This window comes from Leucobacter sp. USCH14, assembly GCF_037619215.1.
Taxonomy (GTDB): domain Bacteria; phylum Actinomycetota; class Actinomycetes; order Actinomycetales; family Microbacteriaceae; genus Leucobacter.
Window position 1 is genome coordinate 171,872 of sequence record NZ_JAQPZP010000004.1, and the last position, 17,761, is coordinate 189,632.

General features: G+C 68.6%; 15 protein-coding genes. 2 read left to right on the forward strand and 13 right to left on the reverse strand.

Annotated elements, in window-relative coordinates:
* Nucleotides 1–100: 100 nt before the first annotated feature.
* From PQI23_RS06320 to PQI23_RS06345, 6 genes are all read right to left on the reverse strand, one after another.
* The gene (locus PQI23_RS06320) at nucleotides 101–1,594 is read right to left on the reverse strand and encodes an RsmB/NOP family class I SAM-dependent RNA methyltransferase (protein WP_339972632.1); all 1,494 of its coding nucleotides are present in this window, start codon (nucleotides 1,592–1,594) and stop codon (nucleotides 101–103) included.
* Entirely contained in the window at nucleotides 1,591–2,517 is a 927-nt protein-coding gene (locus tag PQI23_RS06325) for a methionyl-tRNA formyltransferase (RefSeq protein WP_339972634.1), read from the reverse strand. The genes PQI23_RS06320 and PQI23_RS06325 overlap by 4 nt, the downstream gene beginning before the upstream one ends.
* Nucleotides 2,518–2,536: 19 nt before the next feature.
* Nucleotides 2,537–4,585 (reverse strand): hypothetical protein, encoded by a 2,049-nt coding sequence (locus PQI23_RS06330; RefSeq protein ID WP_339972636.1) that lies wholly within the window; start codon nucleotides 4,583–4,585, stop codon nucleotides 2,537–2,539.
* Nucleotides 4,586–4,594: 9 nt separating this feature from the next.
* Nucleotides 4,595–5,788, reverse strand: coding sequence for a methionine adenosyltransferase (gene metK / locus PQI23_RS06335; RefSeq protein WP_339972638.1), 1,194 nt, complete (start codon nucleotides 5,786–5,788; stop codon nucleotides 4,595–4,597).
* Nucleotides 5,789–5,905: 117 nt separating this feature from the next.
* Nucleotides 5,906–6,193 carry a DNA-directed RNA polymerase subunit omega gene (gene rpoZ / locus PQI23_RS06340; RefSeq protein WP_339972639.1) on the reverse strand — a complete coding sequence of 96 codons (288 nt, stop codon included), beginning with the start codon at nucleotides 6,191–6,193 and terminating at the stop codon, nucleotides 5,906–5,908.
* A 99-nt stretch (nucleotides 6,194–6,292) separates the two neighbouring features.
* A complete protein-coding gene (locus PQI23_RS06345; protein WP_339972641.1) occupies nucleotides 6,293–6,940 on the reverse strand; it encodes a hypothetical protein in 648 nt (215 codons plus the stop codon).
* Between the two features lie 120 nt (nucleotides 6,941–7,060).
* Here PQI23_RS06345 and PQI23_RS06350 point away from each other — a divergent pair, with 120 nt between their 5' ends.
* Entirely contained in the window at nucleotides 7,061–7,930 is an 870-nt protein-coding gene (locus PQI23_RS06350; protein WP_339972643.1) for an acyl-CoA thioesterase, read from the forward strand.
* Between the two features lie 15 nt (nucleotides 7,931–7,945).
* Here PQI23_RS06350 and PQI23_RS06355 read toward each other — a convergent pair whose 3' ends face one another.
* The 3 genes from PQI23_RS06355 to PQI23_RS06365 form a co-directional block, all read right to left on the reverse strand.
* A complete protein-coding gene (locus tag PQI23_RS06355) occupies nucleotides 7,946–8,413 on the reverse strand; it encodes an acyl-CoA thioesterase (protein WP_339972645.1) in 468 nt (155 codons plus the stop codon).
* Between the two features lie 84 nt (nucleotides 8,414–8,497).
* Nucleotides 8,498–10,180, reverse strand: coding sequence for an energy-dependent translational throttle protein EttA (ettA, locus tag PQI23_RS06360; protein ID WP_339972647.1), 1,683 nt, complete (start codon nucleotides 10,178–10,180; stop codon nucleotides 8,498–8,500).
* An 88-nt stretch (nucleotides 10,181–10,268) separates the two neighbouring features.
* On the reverse strand, nucleotides 10,269–10,757 hold the full coding sequence (locus tag PQI23_RS06365) for a DUF6993 domain-containing protein (protein WP_339972649.1): 489 nt from the start codon (nucleotides 10,755–10,757) through the stop codon (nucleotides 10,269–10,271).
* 276 nt (nucleotides 10,758–11,033) lie between these two features.
* On the opposite strand from PQI23_RS06365, the gene ssb reads away from it, so the two are divergent.
* Nucleotides 11,034–11,552: a single-stranded DNA-binding protein gene (ssb, locus tag PQI23_RS06370; RefSeq protein ID WP_339972651.1), complete on the forward strand. Its 519-nt coding sequence runs from the start codon at nucleotides 11,034–11,036 to the stop codon at nucleotides 11,550–11,552.
* Nucleotides 11,553–11,603: 51 nt separating this feature from the next.
* On the opposite strand, the gene msrA is transcribed toward ssb, so the two are convergent.
* From msrA to PQI23_RS06390, 4 genes are all read right to left on the reverse strand, one after another.
* The gene (gene msrA, locus PQI23_RS06375; RefSeq protein WP_339972653.1) at nucleotides 11,604–12,128 is read right to left on the reverse strand and encodes a peptide-methionine (S)-S-oxide reductase MsrA; all 525 of its coding nucleotides are present in this window, start codon (nucleotides 12,126–12,128) and stop codon (nucleotides 11,604–11,606) included.
* Complete coding sequence (gene nadE / locus PQI23_RS06380; protein WP_339972655.1) at nucleotides 12,128–12,964, reverse strand: ammonia-dependent NAD(+) synthetase; 837 nt, start codon at nucleotides 12,962–12,964, stop codon at nucleotides 12,128–12,130. Before nadE ends, msrA begins: the two co-directional genes overlap by 1 nt.
* Nucleotides 12,965–12,998: 34 nt before the next feature.
* Entirely contained in the window at nucleotides 12,999–16,505 is a 3,507-nt protein-coding gene (dnaE, locus tag PQI23_RS06385) for a DNA polymerase III subunit alpha (protein WP_445238411.1), read from the reverse strand.
* Nucleotides 16,506–16,612: 107 nt separating this feature from the next.
* Complete coding sequence (locus tag PQI23_RS06390; protein WP_339972659.1) at nucleotides 16,613–17,692, reverse strand: acyltransferase; 1,080 nt, start codon at nucleotides 17,690–17,692, stop codon at nucleotides 16,613–16,615.
* Between the last annotated feature and the right edge of the window lie 69 nt (nucleotides 17,693–17,761).

Here is a 17,761-nt window from a genome sequence, read left to right on the forward strand (position 1 = left end):
CCCTCGGGGGGCGTCGGTGCGGTCGGGGGCAGCGCCGACTCCGACTCGGAGTGTGCGTTCATGGAGACAGGGTAAGCCCGGCCTCCGACATGCACCAGACTCAGCTTCGATCGCGTCGTTCGATCAGCGAGATGAACATGGCGTCCGTGCCGTGGCGGTGCGGCCAGAGCTGCACGCTCTTCGCGACGCCGCCCAGGTCGACCCCGCTCCTCGCGACCTCGCCGATGACCGCCCGTGCATCGATCTCGACCAGGTCGGGTCTGCTTCGCAGCAGGCGATCGACCGTGACGCGCGTTTCCGCGAGGTGCGGCGAGCACGTCACGTAGGCGAGCACACCCCCGGGGACGAGATGCGCGAACGCCTGCTGCAGCAGCTCCCCCTGCAGGCGTGTGAGGTCCGGAAGGTCGGACGGGTGCTTGCGCCACCGGGCCTCCGGGCGGCGGCGCAGAGCCCCGAGACCCGAGCACGGAGCGTCGACGAGGATGCGGTCGAACATCTCACCGCCGTAGGCGTCTTCGCTCCGACCGTCGAAGGAGACCACCTCGACGGCGTCGGCGACGCCGAGCACCGATCTCCGCACGAGCTCCGCACGATGCTCCGCGACCTCGTTCGCGCGCACGCTCGCTCCCGCAGCGAGCGCCTCGGCGCCCAGCACGGCGGTCTTCCCTCCGGGCCCGGCGCAGAGGTCGAGCCACCGCTCCCCCCGGCGCACGGGGCGCGCCCGGGTGAGGGCGAGCGCGGCGAGCTGCGAGCCCTGATCCTGCACGCGCGCGTAGCCGCGCCGCGCTCCGCTGGCGTCGATCGCGCGTGCGGGGTCGCCCTCCCCGATCTCCAGGCCCAGCGGTGACGGGCCGCTCGCGGTCGCACCCGACTCCGCAGCGGCGGCCGCGGCTTCGGCGGGGGTGACGCCGGCTCCGGGGAGGATCGCCAGGCTGACCCGGGGAGAGGCGTTGTCGGCGGCGAGCAGCGCATCGAGCTCCGACTCGCGCCCCTCTGCTTCGAGCGCGTCCTGCACCGCGCGAATCACCCAGGCCGGGTGCGACGTGAGAGCCGCGCGGGCATCGGTCGCGCTGCTCGAGGTCTCCGCGATCCGGGAATCCCACTCCTCGTTCGAGGCGCGCCCGATGCTGCGCAGCACCCCGTTCACGAAGCCGGCCGCGGCTCGATTGCCGACGCGCCGCTGCAGCTCGACGCTCTCGTTCACCGCGGCGTGCGCCGCCGTGCGCATGCCGAGCAGCTGGTGAGCCCCCAGGCGCAGCACGTTCCGCGTACGCGGATCGATGCGCTCGATCTCGCGATTCGCAGCGATCTCGATGATCCGGTCGTAGCGCCCCTGCCACCGCAGCGCGCCCGCGGCCAGTTCGGTCGCGAGCCCCGCATCTCGGGCGTCGAGCGAGGCCTCGCGAATCCGGCCCGGCAAGGCCAGGTTGGCGTAGGCATCGCGATCCTCGACGTCTCGCAGCACGTCGTAGGCCACGAGCCGAGCCGGTGAGATCCGGGCGGAGGATCGCTCCGAGTTCCTGCGCCCGGCGCCGCCGTGCTGCCGCTGAGCACCGGCCTGCGTCCGGCGAGCACCGCGCCGCTCGCCGCTCACGCGAGCTCCGCCCGTCCGCCGCGACCCCGAAGCCACGCCGCGCCATCCATCGCCGGCTTGCCCGCGGGTTGCACGCGCGCGAGTTCGAGGGCGCCATCGCCGAGCTCGAGCATCGCACGCCCGTTCCGAAGCGCGACCGTGCCGACCTCCGCGCCATCGCTCAGCTCGTCGGCCGCATCTCCTGGGCGCATCTCCCGCACCTTCAGCGGCGACCCGTCGTGGAGCGCGTACGCCCCGGGCTCAGGCGTCATGCCGGCCCACTGCGCGAGCACCGAGCGCACGCCCGACCCGAGGTCGAGACGGCCGTCCTCACGTGCGAGCTTCTGCGCGTAGCTCGGCTCTCCGAGTTGCGGCGCCCCCGCTCCCGGGTCCGCCGCGAGCACCGCCACGGCCTCGACGAGAGCGTCCGTTCCGTGCGTCGCGAGCCGAGTGAGCGCTTCGCCGGCGGGGGTTCCCTCCGGAAACTCCTGCGCGTCTCGCGTCAGAACGTCGCCGGCGTCGAGCGCCTCGACCAGACGGAAGACCGTGACACCGAGACGCTGCTCGCCGGCCTCCAGCGCGCGCTGCACCGGCGCCGCGCCCCGCCACTTCGGCAGTTCGGAGAAGTGCAGATTGATCCATCCGTGCTCGGGCAGGCCGAGGAGCGGCTCGCGCACCAGGCCGCCGTAGGCGACGATCACACCGAGGTCGGGGTGCAGCCCGCGCACCCACTCCGTGGCGTCGTCGCCCAGCCGATTCGTCTTGAGCACTGGAATGCCGTGCGCCTGGGCGGCGACCGCGACGGGCGACGGCGTGAGCATCCGCTTGCGCCCGAGGGGCGCGTCCGCGCGAGTGATCACGCCGACGATCTCGTGCCCGGCAGCGCGGAGCGCTTCGAGGCTGGGCACGGCGAACTCGGGGGTTCCGGCAAAAACGATCCGCATCCCGCCATTCTTCCACGCGTCACCCGTCGAAGACGCCCCGGTCATCGAAGCGCAGCTTCAACGCCTCCGGTCTCGCGCGGCCGGGGGCGCGGCCTCTCCCGCGCGATGCCGATCCTGCGGCGTCGGCGACGAGGGCGCCTCGCAGCCGGCTCGCGACCTCGGCGCCATGCCCGTAATCGAAGCGGACGATGGCGCGCACGAGACCGGGCGGCGTTTTCGCCGCGCCGCCCGCGGGCAGCGGGGTCGGCCCGAGATGATCGACGCCGGGCAGCGACTCGAGTTGCTGCAGCGCCCGCTCGACCTCGTCCGGCCCTCCGCTCACGCTCGCCACGCGCACAGCGGGCGGGTACCTCAGGGCGTGGCGATCCCGCAGCTCGCCGTGCAGCCACTCCTCGACGCGACCCGTGACGAACGCCCGCACCACCGGCCCGCCGCCCGAGGCCATCAGGCAGATGCCGTCGGGAGCCGTCAGCGCGGCGGCGTTCTCCCACCATCGCAGGCAGTCCTCGCCGGCGCGCAGCGTCTCGATGCTGAGCAGGCGCTCCGCGTCGAGCAGCACCACCGCGCGATATCCTCCTGCAGCGAGCGGCTCCGCGCCACGTGTGGCGACCACGATCGCCGGGCGCGCGTCCACGCGCTCGCGGGGGTGCTCGCCGTCGCTGAGCAGCACCCTGGCACCCTCGAATTGGCGTTCGAATTGCTCGACGGTGCGCCCCGAGCCCATTCCGCGTTCCACGAGGCGCCTGCCGTCGCAGGTGCGGCAGTGCCAGTCGGTCGCGTACTCGCCGCACCACCGGCAGGACGCGCGACCGATCACGCGGAAGCCGATCGGGCCGTTGCAGACTCCGCATCTCGCGAGATCCCCGCAGTCCTCGCAGACCGCGACCGGAGCGTATCCCGGCGTGGCGACCTGCACGAGCACGGGCCCCGTTCGCAGCCCTTCGCGAATCGTCCGCGCCGCGAACTCGGGGACGCGGCCCGCGAACGCGTCGGGAGCGAGCGACGCATCGGCGTGCACGATCCGGGCGCGCTTGGGAGGGTTGCGCTGCGCTCGCACGTATCCGAGATCGACGAGCCGCTGCACCTCCGCGCTGCGCGCATGAGCCGCGAAGAAGAGACCGGCGGCCTCCTGCTCGGCGCGCACGAGGGCGGCGTCCCGGGCATGCACGTACGGCGAGAGCGGCTCTGCGAGCACGGGGTCGCCGTCGTCCCACACGATGATCGCTCCGAGCGCGTGCGCCGGGGCGTAGACGGCCGATCGGTTGCCGAGGATGACCCGCGGTTCGGGGTCGCGGGCCCGCAGGAACCCAGCGTACCGCTCAGCGTTCGACTGCCGGGAATCGACGCGCACAATGTCCTCGTGCCCGAAGGCGACCAGTGCGTCGCGCAGTTGATCGAGGTCGCGGTAGTCCGGGGCGATGAGGATCGCGCTGCGCCCCTCCGCATGCACCGCGAGCGCGATGCGGGCGAGCTGAGCGGCCCAACCGCCGACCCACTCCCCGGTGTGCAGGCGGTCGGGGCCGTGCGACGCCGTGAGCGCGAGCCGTGCGCCCGCGACGAGCTGTTCGGCGATCCCCTGCTCGGCCGTTCCGAGATCGGCCTCGCTCTCCGCTTGCTCCGAAGGAGTCCCCGCCGAGTCACGCCGCGCGGACGCTGCCGCGAGATGCTGCTTCTCGACGCGCACCTGCCGAGCGGGGATCGCGAGCCGGAGGATGTCGCCTGCTGAGCCGCCCGCTCGATCCGCGATGGCCCGCGCGAGTCGCCACACCGGTGCGGAGAGCAGCGGCACGAGCGTGACGATATCCGCGATCGGCGAGAGTTCTCCGCCGAAGTCGCTGCGCTCGGCGAACCCGATCACGTACCCGAAGGATTTCCGCTCCTTCGAGCGGAACGGGACCCGCACGCGCTGCCCAACGCGGATGTCATCGGCGAGTTCGGGCGGTATCGCGTAGTCGAACAGATGGTCGAGCTGCGGGAGCGCTGAATCGAGCAGTATCTGCGCGACCGGGCGCCCGTTCGCCGCCTCGGCCGTCGCGAAGGCCGCGGCGGGCGCTGTCGGGTCGGGCACGCTGCGCGCCTACAGGCCCGCGGCAGCCCGCAGCTCGGCGACGCGAGGAGTGGCCTCCCAGGTGAACTCGGGGAGCTCTCGCCCGAAGTGGCCGTACGCGCTCGTGCGCGCGTACACCGGGCGCAGCAGCTCGAGATCCCGGATGATCGCCAGCGGGCGCAGGTCGAAGACCTCCCGCACGGCGCGCTCGATGCGGTCGAGCGGGACGGTCTCGGTGCCGAAGGTCTCGACATAGAGCCCCACGGGATGCGCGCGGCCGATGGCGTACGCCACCTGCAGCTCCGCGCGCGACGCGAGGCCGGCGCGCACCACGTGCTTGGCGACCCAGCGCATCGCGTACGCCGCGGAACGATCGACCTTCGACGGGTCCTTGCCGCTGAACGCGCCGCCGCCGTGCCGACTCGCGCCGCCGTACGTGTCGATGATGATCTTGCGACCGGTGAGACCGGCGTCTCCCATCGGCCCGCCGACGACGAACGGCCCGGCGGGGTTGATGAAGAGATCGGCGTCGGCACTCGCGAGTTCGACTCGCTCGAGCACCGGGCGGATCACGAGTCGCTCCACGGCATCTCTCAGCGCCGGCTGCGACATCGCTGCATGGTGCTGCGTCGACACCACGATCGCTTCGACGCTCGCCGCACGCTCCCCGTCGTACCCGATGGTGACCTGCGTCTTCCCATCGGGCCTGAGCTCCGGCAGTTCGCCGCTCTTGCGCACCTCCGTGAGCCGCTCGGCGAGCCGATGCGCGATCCAGCTCGGCAGCGGATGCAGCTCGGGAGTCTCGTCGGTGGCGAAGCCGAACATGATGCCCTGGTCGCCGGCACCCTGCCGGTTCAAGGCGTCGTCCGCATCCGAACCGCTGCGCACCTCGAGTGAATTGTCCACGCCGCCTGCGATGTCGGGCGACTGCTGGCCGATCGACACTGAGACGCCGCACGAGGAGGCGTCGAATCCCATGTCCGAGCTGGTGTAGCCGATCTCGCGCACGGCGTCGCGCACGAGCTGAGGGATCTCGACGTACCCGCTCGTCGAGACCTCTCCTGCGACGTGCACGAGACCGGTGGTGACGAGGGTCTCGACCGCGACGCGCGCACCCGGATCCTGCGTCAGCATCGCATCGAGAATCGTGTCCGAGATGCGGTCGCAAATCTTGTCGGGGTGCCCTTCGGTGACGGACTCTGACGTGAACTGGCGAAGCGTCACGGTGCTCCTCAATGTGCTGGCGGATGAACAGTGGATCTTGACCGGAAACGCCAGTGGCGCCGGACCCTGTTCAGGGTATCCGACGCCACCGACACGGCTGCGGAATGCAGCTGAAGATTACGCTTCTTCGAGTTCCTCAGTCGCGGCTGCCTCGTCGTCGCGACGCGTCATCGTGAGCTTGCCCTCGACGATCTCGTGCAGCGCGATCGACAACGGCTTGTCGTCCACCGACGAGTCGACCAGCGGGCCGACGTTGTCGAACAGATTGCCGTCGTGCAGATCCGTGTAGTAGTCGTTGATCTGCCGGGCACGCTGCGAGGCGAAGACCACCAAGGCGTATTTCGAATCGACCTTCTCGAGCAGATCGTCGATGGGCGGGTCGATGATGCCGTTGGGATTGGCCATGTACACACTCCTCTTGTTGACCGTCCCATCCTACCCGAGGATTCTCGGTTTCGCTGGGCGGCCCCGGCCACCGGGCCGACAACGTGCGGCGGGAACCCGCTATCCGAGGAGAGACCGCACGAGCACGTGCCCGCTGGGCGCGCTCAGGCGGATCCAGGTGAGGGAGCGGGCGACCTCGACGGCGGGCGCGTCCTTCAGGAAGCCCATCGCCTCGGCGGCGAAGGCGGCGGCAGCCGGAATCCCCGGCGCCATCTCCAGGCCCCAGACCGATGCGCGCACCCGGTGCACGACCGCTTCGCCGGGGTCGGCGGGAAGCAGGGCGGCGACCCGCTCGATCCCCTCCGCGGCCACGGCCCCCAGCGACGCCCCGTCCAGCGTTCCCGCCCGATCCCACCCCGAGGTCGGGGGCAGTACCCCGGCCCAGGCAGCCATCGGGCTCGAATCCGGTACGTCGAGAGCTCGGCCCGCGATCCCCATACGAGCGATGCGGTCGAGCAGCGCACGGGCGGCGACCGTCGCGTCCACGGGCGCAGGGGGCGCCTCGGCGAGTTCGAACGCCCGCATCACGAGCACGACGGGCACGGTATCCGTGATGCCCCGAGGAGCCTGCACGCACCCGTACACCGCGAGCGCACTCCCTCGCGACGTCATGCGCACGTCGGGCTGCCCCGCCCGCAGCAGGCGCTCCAGAAATATGCGGAGGTCGTCTCGTGTGGCGGCGTCGGAGAGCTCAATCAGCGCGGGCATGAGCCCCGAGTCTACTGCGCGGCGAGCAGGCGGAACGCGGGCGGCAGCGGATCACGGCGCCGACGCGGGGCGCGCATAGACTGGTTTCATCGTGTTCCGCGCGCCGACATCGGAGGATCAATGACCGCGTCGCAGAGTTTGCTGGAAATGCTCACCGTGCTCGATTCCGGCGCGCGCACCCGCGAGGACATTCTCACCGGCCCCCCGCTCCCCACGCCGCACGGGCGATCGTTCGGCGGACAGGTGCTCGGTCAGGCGATCGCCGCAGCCGGTCGGACGGTTCCCGACGACCGCGAGATCCATTCGATGCACGGGTACTTCCTGCGCCCGGGAGACGCCGATGCGCGCATGACCTTCGAGGTGGATCGACTGCACGACGGCCGGTCCTTCTCGACGCGGCGCGTCCAGGCGTACCAGCACGGCGAGGCCAGGATGTCGATGATCGCCTCGTTCCAGACGGAGGACCCGGGCCTGGAGCATCAGGAGCCGGTCGATCTCAGCGATCTTCCCGACCCCGAGTCGCTGCCGACGGTCTGGGAGAAGTACGGTCACCTCTCGGGCAACGGCCGCGCCTCCTGGGTGCTCGACCGCCCGTTCGACTTTCGCTACGTCGAATCCGACATCATCCTGCAGGTCGAGGAGCGCACCTCGAAGCAGCGCGTCTGGATGCGGAGCCGGGAGGCGTTCGACGCATCCCCGCTGCTCAACGCAGCGGCACTCGCATTCGGCAGCGATTACCTGCTGCTCGAGCCCGTGGCGCGGCAGCACGGTCTCCCCTGGGCGACACCCGGCATGCGGGCGGCGAGCCTCGATCACGCGATGTGGTTCCACCGCCCCTTCCGAGTCGACGAGTGGCTGCTCTACGAGCTGGACTCCCCCACCGCACAGGGAGGCAGGGGCCTCGCCCACGGCCGCTTCTACGATCGCGACGGCGCGCACGTCGCGTCGGTGGCGCAGGAGAGCATGATGCGGCTGCCCAGCCAGCGCTGACGGGCGGGCGATCGATCAGCCGCGGCGCAGTACCAGGGGCTCGTCGGTCCATCCCGCAACGGACGCCCGTCCGGATTCGGAGAGCCGGATCGGGCGCATCGACGATCCGTCGACGATCACGATGTGCGAGACGGCGCGGGCCACGACCGTGCGATCCGCTGCGGCGCCGTCGACGACCTCGTAGTGCACCTCGAGGCTCGACCCGCCGAGCCGTCCGATCCACAGTTCCACCGTGATCGGCCGATCCGAGTACTCGAGCACGCGCAGGTACTCGATCTGCTGACTGGCGACGAGCATCTTCGGCCCGCTGGGATCGTCGCTGCGGAAGTGCCGCTCCATGCCGGTGCGTTCGCGGCCCGATCCGAGCCAGAAGGTGCGCACCCGCGCCTCCTCGAGGAAGCGGGCGAACGCGACGTTGTTCACGTGACCGTATGCGTCCTGGTCGCCCCAGCGCAGCTCCATGTCGATGTGGGCGCGTGCCATCGCCAGTCCTCTCGTGCGTAACCCTGTCTCGATCGCCGATGCCGGGGTACGGCCCTCCTGAAGGCGGGCCGCGCCCCGACGAACTCAGTCGCGAGTGAGCTTGCGGTACGTGACGCGAGAGGGCTTCGCCGCCTCCGCGCCGAGGCGATCGATCTTATTGGCCTCGTAGGCCTCGAAGTTCCCCTCGTACCAGTACCAGTTCGCGGGCTCCTCCTCCGTGCCCTCGTACGCCAGGATGTGGGTCGCGATGCGGTCCAGGAACCAGCGGTCGTGCGTGATCACGACGGCGCATCCGGGGAACTCGAGCAGCGCGTTCTCGAGGCTGGTGAGCGTCTCGACATCGAGGTCGTTGGTCGGCTCGTCGAGCAGCAGCAGGTTGCCGCCCTGCTTCAGCGTCAGCGCGAGGTTCAGACGGTTGCGCTCGCCGCCCGAGAGTACACCGGCCGGCTTCTGCTGATCCGGCCCCTTGAACCCGAAGGTCGACACATACGCTCGCGACGGGATCTCGACGTTGCCGACCTTCATGTAGTCGAGACCGTCGGAGACGACCTCCCACACGGTCTTCTTCGGGTCGATGCCCCCGCGCGACTGGTCCACGTAGCTCAGCTGAACCGTTTCGCCGATCTTGAGCTCGCCGCCGTCGAGCGGTTCGATGCCGACGATCGTCTTGAACAGCGTGGTCTTGCCCACGCCGTTCGGCCCGATGATGCCGACGATGCCGTTGCGCGGCAGCGAGAAGGAGAGCCCGTCGATCAGGGTGCGCCCGTCGAAGCCCTTGTTGAGATCCTTCGCTTCGAGCACCACATTGCCGAGGCGCGGACCCGCGGGGATCTGGATCTCCTCGAAATCCAGCTTGCGCGTGCGCTCGGCTTCCGTCGCCATCTCTTCGTACCGCGCGAGACGCGCCTTCGACTTCGCCTGACGCCCCTTCGCGTTGGTGCGCACCCACTCGAGCTCCTCTTTGAGGCGCTTCTGCAGTTTCTGATCCTTCTTGCCCTGCACCTCGAGACGGGCGGCCTTCTGCTCGAGATACGTCGAGTAATTGCCCTCGTAGGGGTAGAGGCGGCCCCGGTCGACCTCGCAGATCCAGGTCGCGACATGATCGAGGAAGTACCGGTCGTGAGTCACGGCCATCACCGCGCCCGGGTACTTCGCGAGGTGCTGCTCCAGCCAGAGCACGCTCTCGGCATCGAGGTGGTTCGTGGGCTCGTCGAGCAGCAACAGGTCCGGCTTCTCGAGCAGCAGTTTGCAGAGCGCCACGCGACGCTTCTCGCCGCCGGAGAGATGCGAGACGATCGCGTCGGCAGGCGGGCAGCGCAGGGCGTCCATCGCCTGCTCGAGCTGGTTGTCGAGGTCCCAGCCGTCGACGGCGTCGATGGCCTCCTGCAGCTCGCCCATCTCGGGCAGGAGCTTGTCGTAATCGGCGTCGGGGTCTGCCATCTCGAGCGAGATCTCGTTGAAGCGATCGAGCTTGCCCTTGATCTCGGAGACGCCCTGCTGCACGTTGGCGAGCACCGTCGCATCCTCGTCGAGCTCGGGCTCCTGCATGAGAATGCCCACGGAGTACCCGGGGGTCAGGTGCGCTTCGCCGTTCGACGGCGTGTCGAGGCCGGCCATGATCTTCAGAATCGTCGACTTGCCAGCACCGTTCGGACCGACCACGCCGATCTTCGCGCCCGGAAGGAACGCCATGGTCACATCGTCGAGGATCACCTTGTCGCCGTGCGCCTTGCGCGCGCGAACCATTTGGTAAATGTACTCAGCCATATACACACTCGGGCGCACAGGCGCCCCGAACTCCCTTATTGGAATGATGGGTTGCGGATCGCCACCACTCTACCGCCCAGGCGGCGTCTCAGCCGATCGGCGCCGTTTCACCGATCAGGCAGATGTCTCCTGCGGGGCCGACCGCGGGCATGTTCTTCGCGACGAAGCTGCGATCCTCCGCCACCACCTGGCCGATCAGGCAGTCGGATCCGATGCGCACCGATACGAAGATGTTGTCGGCGGGAAGACTCGTCTTGCTCTGATCGAAGCTCACCTGCATCGCCGTCTTGTCGAACCCGGCTTCCGCGACGGCCTGCACGATCGGCGCACCCTGCACGGGCTCCGATCCCGCACTGAACGAGCGCAGCACCTCGGTGAAGTACGGCAGGTTGTCTTCCGCGCTCCCATCCGGAATGAACTCCGGAGCGGTTTCGGGCGCCGCCGTCTCGGTGCGCTCGGGAACCTCGGGGCTCGGACCTTCGAGCAGCGCACAGCCGGTGAGCAGCGCAGCGCTGAGGCCGAGGGCGATGGATGCGAGAGCGGCGGAACGACGACGAGGGGTCAGGGCAGCAGGCACTCGCCCAGTGTACGCAATGTCGGCGGGAAGAACCCTGGCGGTCCCCGAGGCACCGCAGACGGCGAGCTCGGGGCGCATGTGACGGCGAAGGATCCCCGCTCACACCACGGGCTGAGGCGTCTGCTGCCGCCTCGTTCCACAGATCACCCGCGGCCGCGGCGCCCGAGCCGTCGGGCGACGCATGCTGGAGACGAACGGGCGGATCGGACTCCGCACGGCACGATCCGCCCGGTCACCCAGTACAGCGCCCGCAGGGGCACGACGAAGGAGCGCACCATGTCCATCATTCTCACCGTTGTCGGCACGATCGCGACCGACCCGCGCACGATCACGTCCCCGGGCAAGGCGACATTCTGCACCTTCCGTCTCGCGAGCACGGAGCGGAAGTTCAACCCCGAGCAAAAGCAGTGGATCGACGGCGAGACCAACTGGGTCACGATCAACGCCTTCCGCAGCCTGGCTGCGCATGCCGGCGCCTCGTTCGCGAAAGGTGAACGCGTGATCGTGCACGGCCGGCTGCGCGTGCGCAAGTGGGAGACCGAAGAGAAGTCGGGCACGGCGGTGGAGATCGAAGCCGATGCCCTCGGGCACGACCTGCGCTGGGGCGTGAGCTCGTTCACCAAGCGGACAGCCTCCGCGCCTGAAGCCGTGGGGAGCCAGGAGACTTTCGGGGAACCGGCGGATGATGCGCTGCCCCACGGGTGGGCCGGCGCTGCTGCCGCCGCGGAGACGCAGCAGAGCCCCGACACCGAATCCGATGCCGGGGCTCCCGAGATCGACCGCGATCTCCAGTGAACGCCTGCTTCACCGGCTTCGCTGCGCAGGCGGTCGCCCTCGATAGCGGACTTATCGCAAGTACTGCGAGAACGAGGCGCGCACCTTGTTCACCTTCGGCACCGCCACTGCGAGGCAGTAGCCCTGCGTCGGGTTCTTCGCGAAGAAATCCTGATGATACTCCTCAGCGGGGAACACCTCGCCCAGCGGTTCGATCGTCGTCACGATCTCCCCGGGCCAGAGTTCGGCAGCGCGCCTCCGAGCAGCCTCGAACGCCTCGCGTTGGGCGTCATCGGCCGGGAACATCGCCGAGCGGTACTGCGTTCCCACGTCATTGCCCTGACGATTCAGCTGAGTGGGGTCGTGCATCGTGAAGAACGCGTCGAGGATCACGTCGCTCGGAATCGTCTCCGGATCGAACGTCACGGCGACGGCCTCGGCGTGGCCGGTACGTCCCGTGCAGACCTGCTCGTAGCTCGGCTGCGCCGTGTCGCCCCCCGTGTAGCAGGAGACGACCTCCGTCACCCCGTTCAGCGCGCGGTACGCCGCGTCGAGGCACCAGAAGCATCCGCCTGCGAGTACATATGTCGTAGTCATCACTCCCCCTCTGCCGATACCCACCACTCGTCGCCGGGAGCGACGGGAGGACGGCGCTTGTGCTCCGTCGCGCGGTATCGGCGCTCGAGGTTCTCAACGGATTCGGGTGCCACCGTGTTCCCGGTGAGATAGTCATCGATCTCGCGGTACGTCACGCCGAGGCTGGATTCGTCCGACTGACCCGGCTCGTCATCGAGCAGGTCGGCCGTGGGAACCTTCTGCCACAGCCGATCGGGCGCACCGAGCTCGCGCAGCAGAGCGGCGCCCTGACTCTTCGTGAGACCACCGAGCGGAACCACATCTGCGGCCCCGTCTCCGTGCTTCGTGAAGAAGCCGGTGACGGCCTCCGCCGCATGATCGGTTCCGATGACGAGGAGGCCGCGGTCGCCCGCGATCGCGTACTGCGCGATCATGCGCATGCGCGCCTTAACGTTGCCGCGGTTGAAATCCGTGATCGGAGACCCGGATGCGGCTACGGCATCCGCCATTGCCGTGGTCGCCGGCTCGATGTCGACGGTGACCGATTCGTCGGGCTCGATGAAGGACAGCGCGAGCTGAGCGTCGTCCTCATCGTGCTGCACGCCGTGCGGGAGGCGAACCGCGACGAACGTCGCCTCCCGCCCCTCCGCACGCAGCCGCTCGACGGCGATCTGAGCCAGTCGGCCGGCGAGCGACGAGTCCTGCCCGCCTGAGATGCCGAGAACATAGCCGCGCGCACCCGGGACCGAACGCGCGTAGTCGACGAGGAAGGCGATGCGGCGCTCGAGTTCGTGTTCGGGGACGATATCGGCACTGACATCAAGGGCACGGATGATCTGCTGCTGCGTCTCACTCATACGCCCACCCTACTCCGCCGTCGTTGCAGCGACGTTACACGAGATCCTCGACCGGGAGCAGGCACCGCGGCCCGAGCAGTCCTTTCAACTCGCCGAAGAGGTCCGCGGTGATGCGGACCTGCTGCGCGAGCTCGAACACCCGGATCGAGGTGGAGGTGAGGAGGTTGATCCTCACCTCGCTGTCGCCGCGGTGGCGCGACAGCGTGTCCTTCAGCTCCTCCATCAGCTTCTCCGTGGCCCGCGCGTCGGCGAACGAGATGGTGAGCGTCGATGCGTCCTCCTGGGCGGAGACGTCGATGGGCTTTACGCCGTACGCGTGCATCGACATGCCGTCATCGCGCGCGTTGAGCTTGCCGCGCAGAGCGACCACGCTGTCCGGCTGCAGCATGCTGCCGAACTCCTGATAGGACTTCCCCATGAACAGCGCCTGCACCTCGCCGGTGAAATCCTCGATCGTGACCATCCCGTAGAGATTGCCCGACTTGGCGGTGCGGTGCTGCACGCTCGTCAGCAGGCCTGCGACCGTGACGATCTCGCCGTCGAAGCTCGCGCTCGCATCCGGGTTCGTGATCTGCTGCACTGTGGCGCTGGCCTCTTTGGCCAGAGCGGCGTCGAGTCCGCGGAGGGGGTGGTCGGAGACGTAGAGACCGAGCATCTCGCGCTCGAACGAGAGCTTGTCCTTCTTCGTCCACTCCGGCCGATCGGGGACCTGGGACACCGTCTCCGATGATTCGCCCTGCGCCTCGGCCGCCTCGGCGAAGAGACTGTCGAAGTCGAACCCCACGTTGCCGTTCTCGGCATCGCGCTTCTCCTTCACGGCGCTCTCGATCGCGGGTTCGTGGATCTCGACGAGCGCGCGCCGGGTTCCGCCCAGGCCGTCGAACGCGCCCGCCTTGATGAGGGACTCCGTCGTGCGCTTGTTCAGTGCCGAGAGCGAGACCTTCTTCAAGTAGTCGTGGAACGACTCGAATCGTCCCTTCGCGTCGCGCGCCTCGCGCACCGCGTCGACGACGTGCGTGCCGACATTGCGGATCGCCCCGAGGCCGAACCTGATGTCGGACCCCACTGCGGAGAAGTTCGCGAACGACTCGTTCACGGCGGGCGGGAGCACCTTGATGCCCATGCGTCGGCACTCGTTCAGGTAGATCGCGAGCTTGTCCTTCGAGTCGCCGACGCTCGTGAGCAGCGCGGCCATGTACTCGGCCGGATAGTGGGCCTTCAGGTACGCCGTCCAATAGCTCACCACGCCGTACGCGGCCGAGTGCGCCTTGTTGAACGCGTAATCCGAGAACGGAAGCAGTATGTCCCAGAGCGCCTTGATCGCAGCGTCGGAGAATCCGCGCTCCTTCATGCCGCCGGAGAAACCCGCGTACTGCTTGTCGAGCTCCGACTTCTTCTTCTTGCCCATCGCGCGGCGCAGGATGTCGGCTTGGCCGAGCGAGAACCCTGCGACGCGCTGGGCGATCGACATCACCTGCTCCTGGTAGATGATGAGACCGTACGTCGTCGAGAGGATGTCCTGCAGCGGTTCCTCGAGCTCGGGGTGAATGGGAGTGATCGCCTGCAGCCCGTTCTTGCGCAGCGCGTAATTCGTGTGCGAGTCGGCGCCCATCGGCCCGGGTCGGTACAGCGCCAGCACCGCCGAGATGTCCTCGAAGTTGTCGGGTTTCATGAGTCGCAGCAACCCGCGCATCGGGCCGCCGTCCAACTGGAAGACCCCGAGCGTGTCTCCGCGCGCCAGGAGCTCGTAGGAGGCCGCGTCGTCGAGCTCGAGACGCTCCAGGTCGAGCTCCTCGCCACGGTTCAAGCGCACGTTCTCCAGCGCGTCCGAGATGATCGTGAGGTTGCGAAGCCCCAGGAAGTCCATCTTGATGAGGCCGAGGCCCTCGCAGGTCGGGTAGTCGAACTGCGTGACGATCTGGCCGTCCTGCTCGCGCTTCTGCAGGGGGATGATGTCGATGAGCGGATCGCTCGACATGATGACCCCCGCAGCATGCACGCCCCACTGGCGTTTCAAGCCCTCGAGGCCGAGCGCCGTCTCGTAGACCGTCTTCGCCTCGGGGTCCTCCTGGAGCACCGTGCGGAACTCGGCGGCCTCCTTGTACCGAGGATGCTTCTCATCCGTGATGCCCGAGAGCGGGATGTCCTTCGCCATGACCGCCGGCGGCATGGCCTTCGTGAGCTTCTCGCCCATGCCGAAGGGGAACCCCAGCACGCGCGACGCGTCTTTCAGCGCCTGCTTCGACTTGATGGTGCCGTACGTGACGATCTGGGCGACGCGCTCGTCGCCGTACTTCTCCGTCACGTACTTGATGACCTCGCCGCGGCGGCGATCATCGAAATCGACGTCGAAGTCGGGCATCGACACGCGATCGGGGTTGAGGAACCGTTCGAAGATCAGGCCGTGCTGCAGCGGGTCGAGGTCCGTGATGCGCATCGCGTAGGCGACCATCGATCCGGCGCCCGAGCCTCGACCCGGGCCCACACGGATTCCGTTGTTCTTCGACCAGTTGATGAAGTCGGCGACGACGAGGAAGTACCCGGGAAACCCCATCTGCGTGATGACGCCGATCTCGTACTCGGCCTGCTTGCGCACGGCATCAGGAATCCCCGAGGGGTACCGGTAGTGGAGCCCCGCCTCGACCTCTTTCACGAACCAGCTGTCCTCGGTCTCCCCCTGCGGAACCGGGAATCGCGGCATGTAGTTCGCCGAGGTGTTGAACTCGACGTCGCACCGCTCCGCGATGAGCAGCGTGTTGTCGCACGCCTCGGGGAAGTCGCGGAAGATGTGGCGCATCTCCGCAGCCGTCTTCAGGTAGTACCCGGAACCGCTGAACTGGAAGCGGTTGGGGTCGTCGAGACGCGATCCCGATTGCACGCAGAGCAGCGCCGAGTGCGCCTCCGCATCGCTCTCGTGCACGTAGTGCAGATCGTTCGTGGCGACGAGCGGGATCGACAGATCACGCGCGATCTTGATGAGGTCGGTCTGCACGCGTCGCTCGATCTCGAGCCCGTGGTCCATCAGCTCGCAGAAGAAGTTCTCCTTGCCGAAGATGTCCTGGAACTCGGCCGCGGCCTGCCGCGCCTCCTGGTACTGCCCGAGGCGCAGGCGCGTCTGGATCTCGCTGGACGGGCAGCCGGTCGTCGCGATGATGCCCGCACCATAGGTCTGCAGCAGCTCGCGATCCATGCGCGGCTTGAAGTAGTACCCCTCGAGCGATGAGTAGCTCGAGAGACGGAACAGATTGTGCATGCCCTGCGTCGTCTCCGACAGCATCGTCATGTGCGTGTATGCGCCGGCCCCCGACACGTCGTCGCCGCCGCCGTCGCCCCACCGCACGCGCGACTTGTCCGAGCGGTGCGTCCCGGGAGTGAGGTAGGCCTCGATCCCGATGATGGGATTGAGGCCGTGATCCTTCGCCTGCCTCCAGAAGTCGAACGCGCCGAACGTGTTGCCGTGGTCGGTCACCGCGATCGCCGGCATGTTCTGAGCGGCCGCAGCCTCCATGAGCGGACCGACGCGCGCCGCGCCGTCGAGCATCGAGTACTCGCTGTGCACGTGCAGATGAACGAAACCGTCGGATTCAGACACGGATGAAGCCCCTTTCGCCGCTCATCAAGCGTACTCCCCGAGCGGCGCGATCGCGTTCAGGCGAGTACCCCGCGGAGGCGCGGAATCGCGCGCAGCAGGAGCGACGCGCCGAGGCTGAGCACGAACGCGAGCGCCGTGACCAGCGCGACCCCGGCGAGCGGTGGAGCGGTCTCCGTCGTCACCCCGAACTGTCGCAGCACCAACAGGAAGAAGGGGTGCACGAGGTAGATGCCGAACGAAGCTCCGGCGACGATCCCGATGATGCGGGCCCACCCTGCGGAGAGGCGATGCGCGTCGCCCCAGGCCTTCGCTGCGATGAACACGGCGACGGCGACCACCGCGACGTTCAACGCGGTGAAATCGAAGAAGCGTTCATCCGTCTCGCCGGCCCCGCCCGACTCCATGGTCGTCCCGAGGAAGGTGACCGCGATGCCGAGCAGCGCCGCGGCGCCCCACCCGATCAGAGCCCCGCGGCGCACTGCGGCCGTGTGCAGCAGATGCCCGAGGACGAAGTACCCGGCGTATCCGAGTACGAGATCGAACCGCATCGCGCCGAGGACGTCGCTCAACAGCTCGCCCGCCACCGGGAGCCCCGTGAGGAGCGGAAGCACACCCGTGAAGGGCACGGCGAGCGCGATGAAGTACCAGGCGACGCGCCGGTCCTCGACGATCCTCCGAAGAATCGGGGTCCCGAGATTCAGGCCGATGAGCGCGAGCAGGAACCACAGATGGAAGTGCCCGGTCACGGCGGCCGTGACGAACTCCTCGAGGTCTCCCCCGCCGGCCGGGCCGTAGACGGCGAGTGAGGCGTATGCGAGCGACCACACCGCGTACGCGATCAGGAGACGTGGTATCCGTCGCGTGAACAGGGCGCGCCAGGAGATCGGCTTCGCCGGATCGAGGAACAGCGCGCCCGAGATCATGAAGAAGATCGGCACTGAGAATCGCAGCGCGCTGTTCACCCACGTCAGCGCATCCCAGCGCGGAGAATCGACGGTGATCGCGTGCCACTCCGTGATGCCCGCGTGGATCATCACCACGGCGACGATCGCGACGCACCGCAGCACATCGAAGTACTCGATCCTGCCGGAGATCGAGTGCGCCGAACTCGCTTGACTCTCCGTTTCCTGCCTCATGCCCGTCCACCTTATCCAAGTCGACTGAGCCATGACCCCGGGAGGCGGCAGCGCGACGACGCGTCTCCC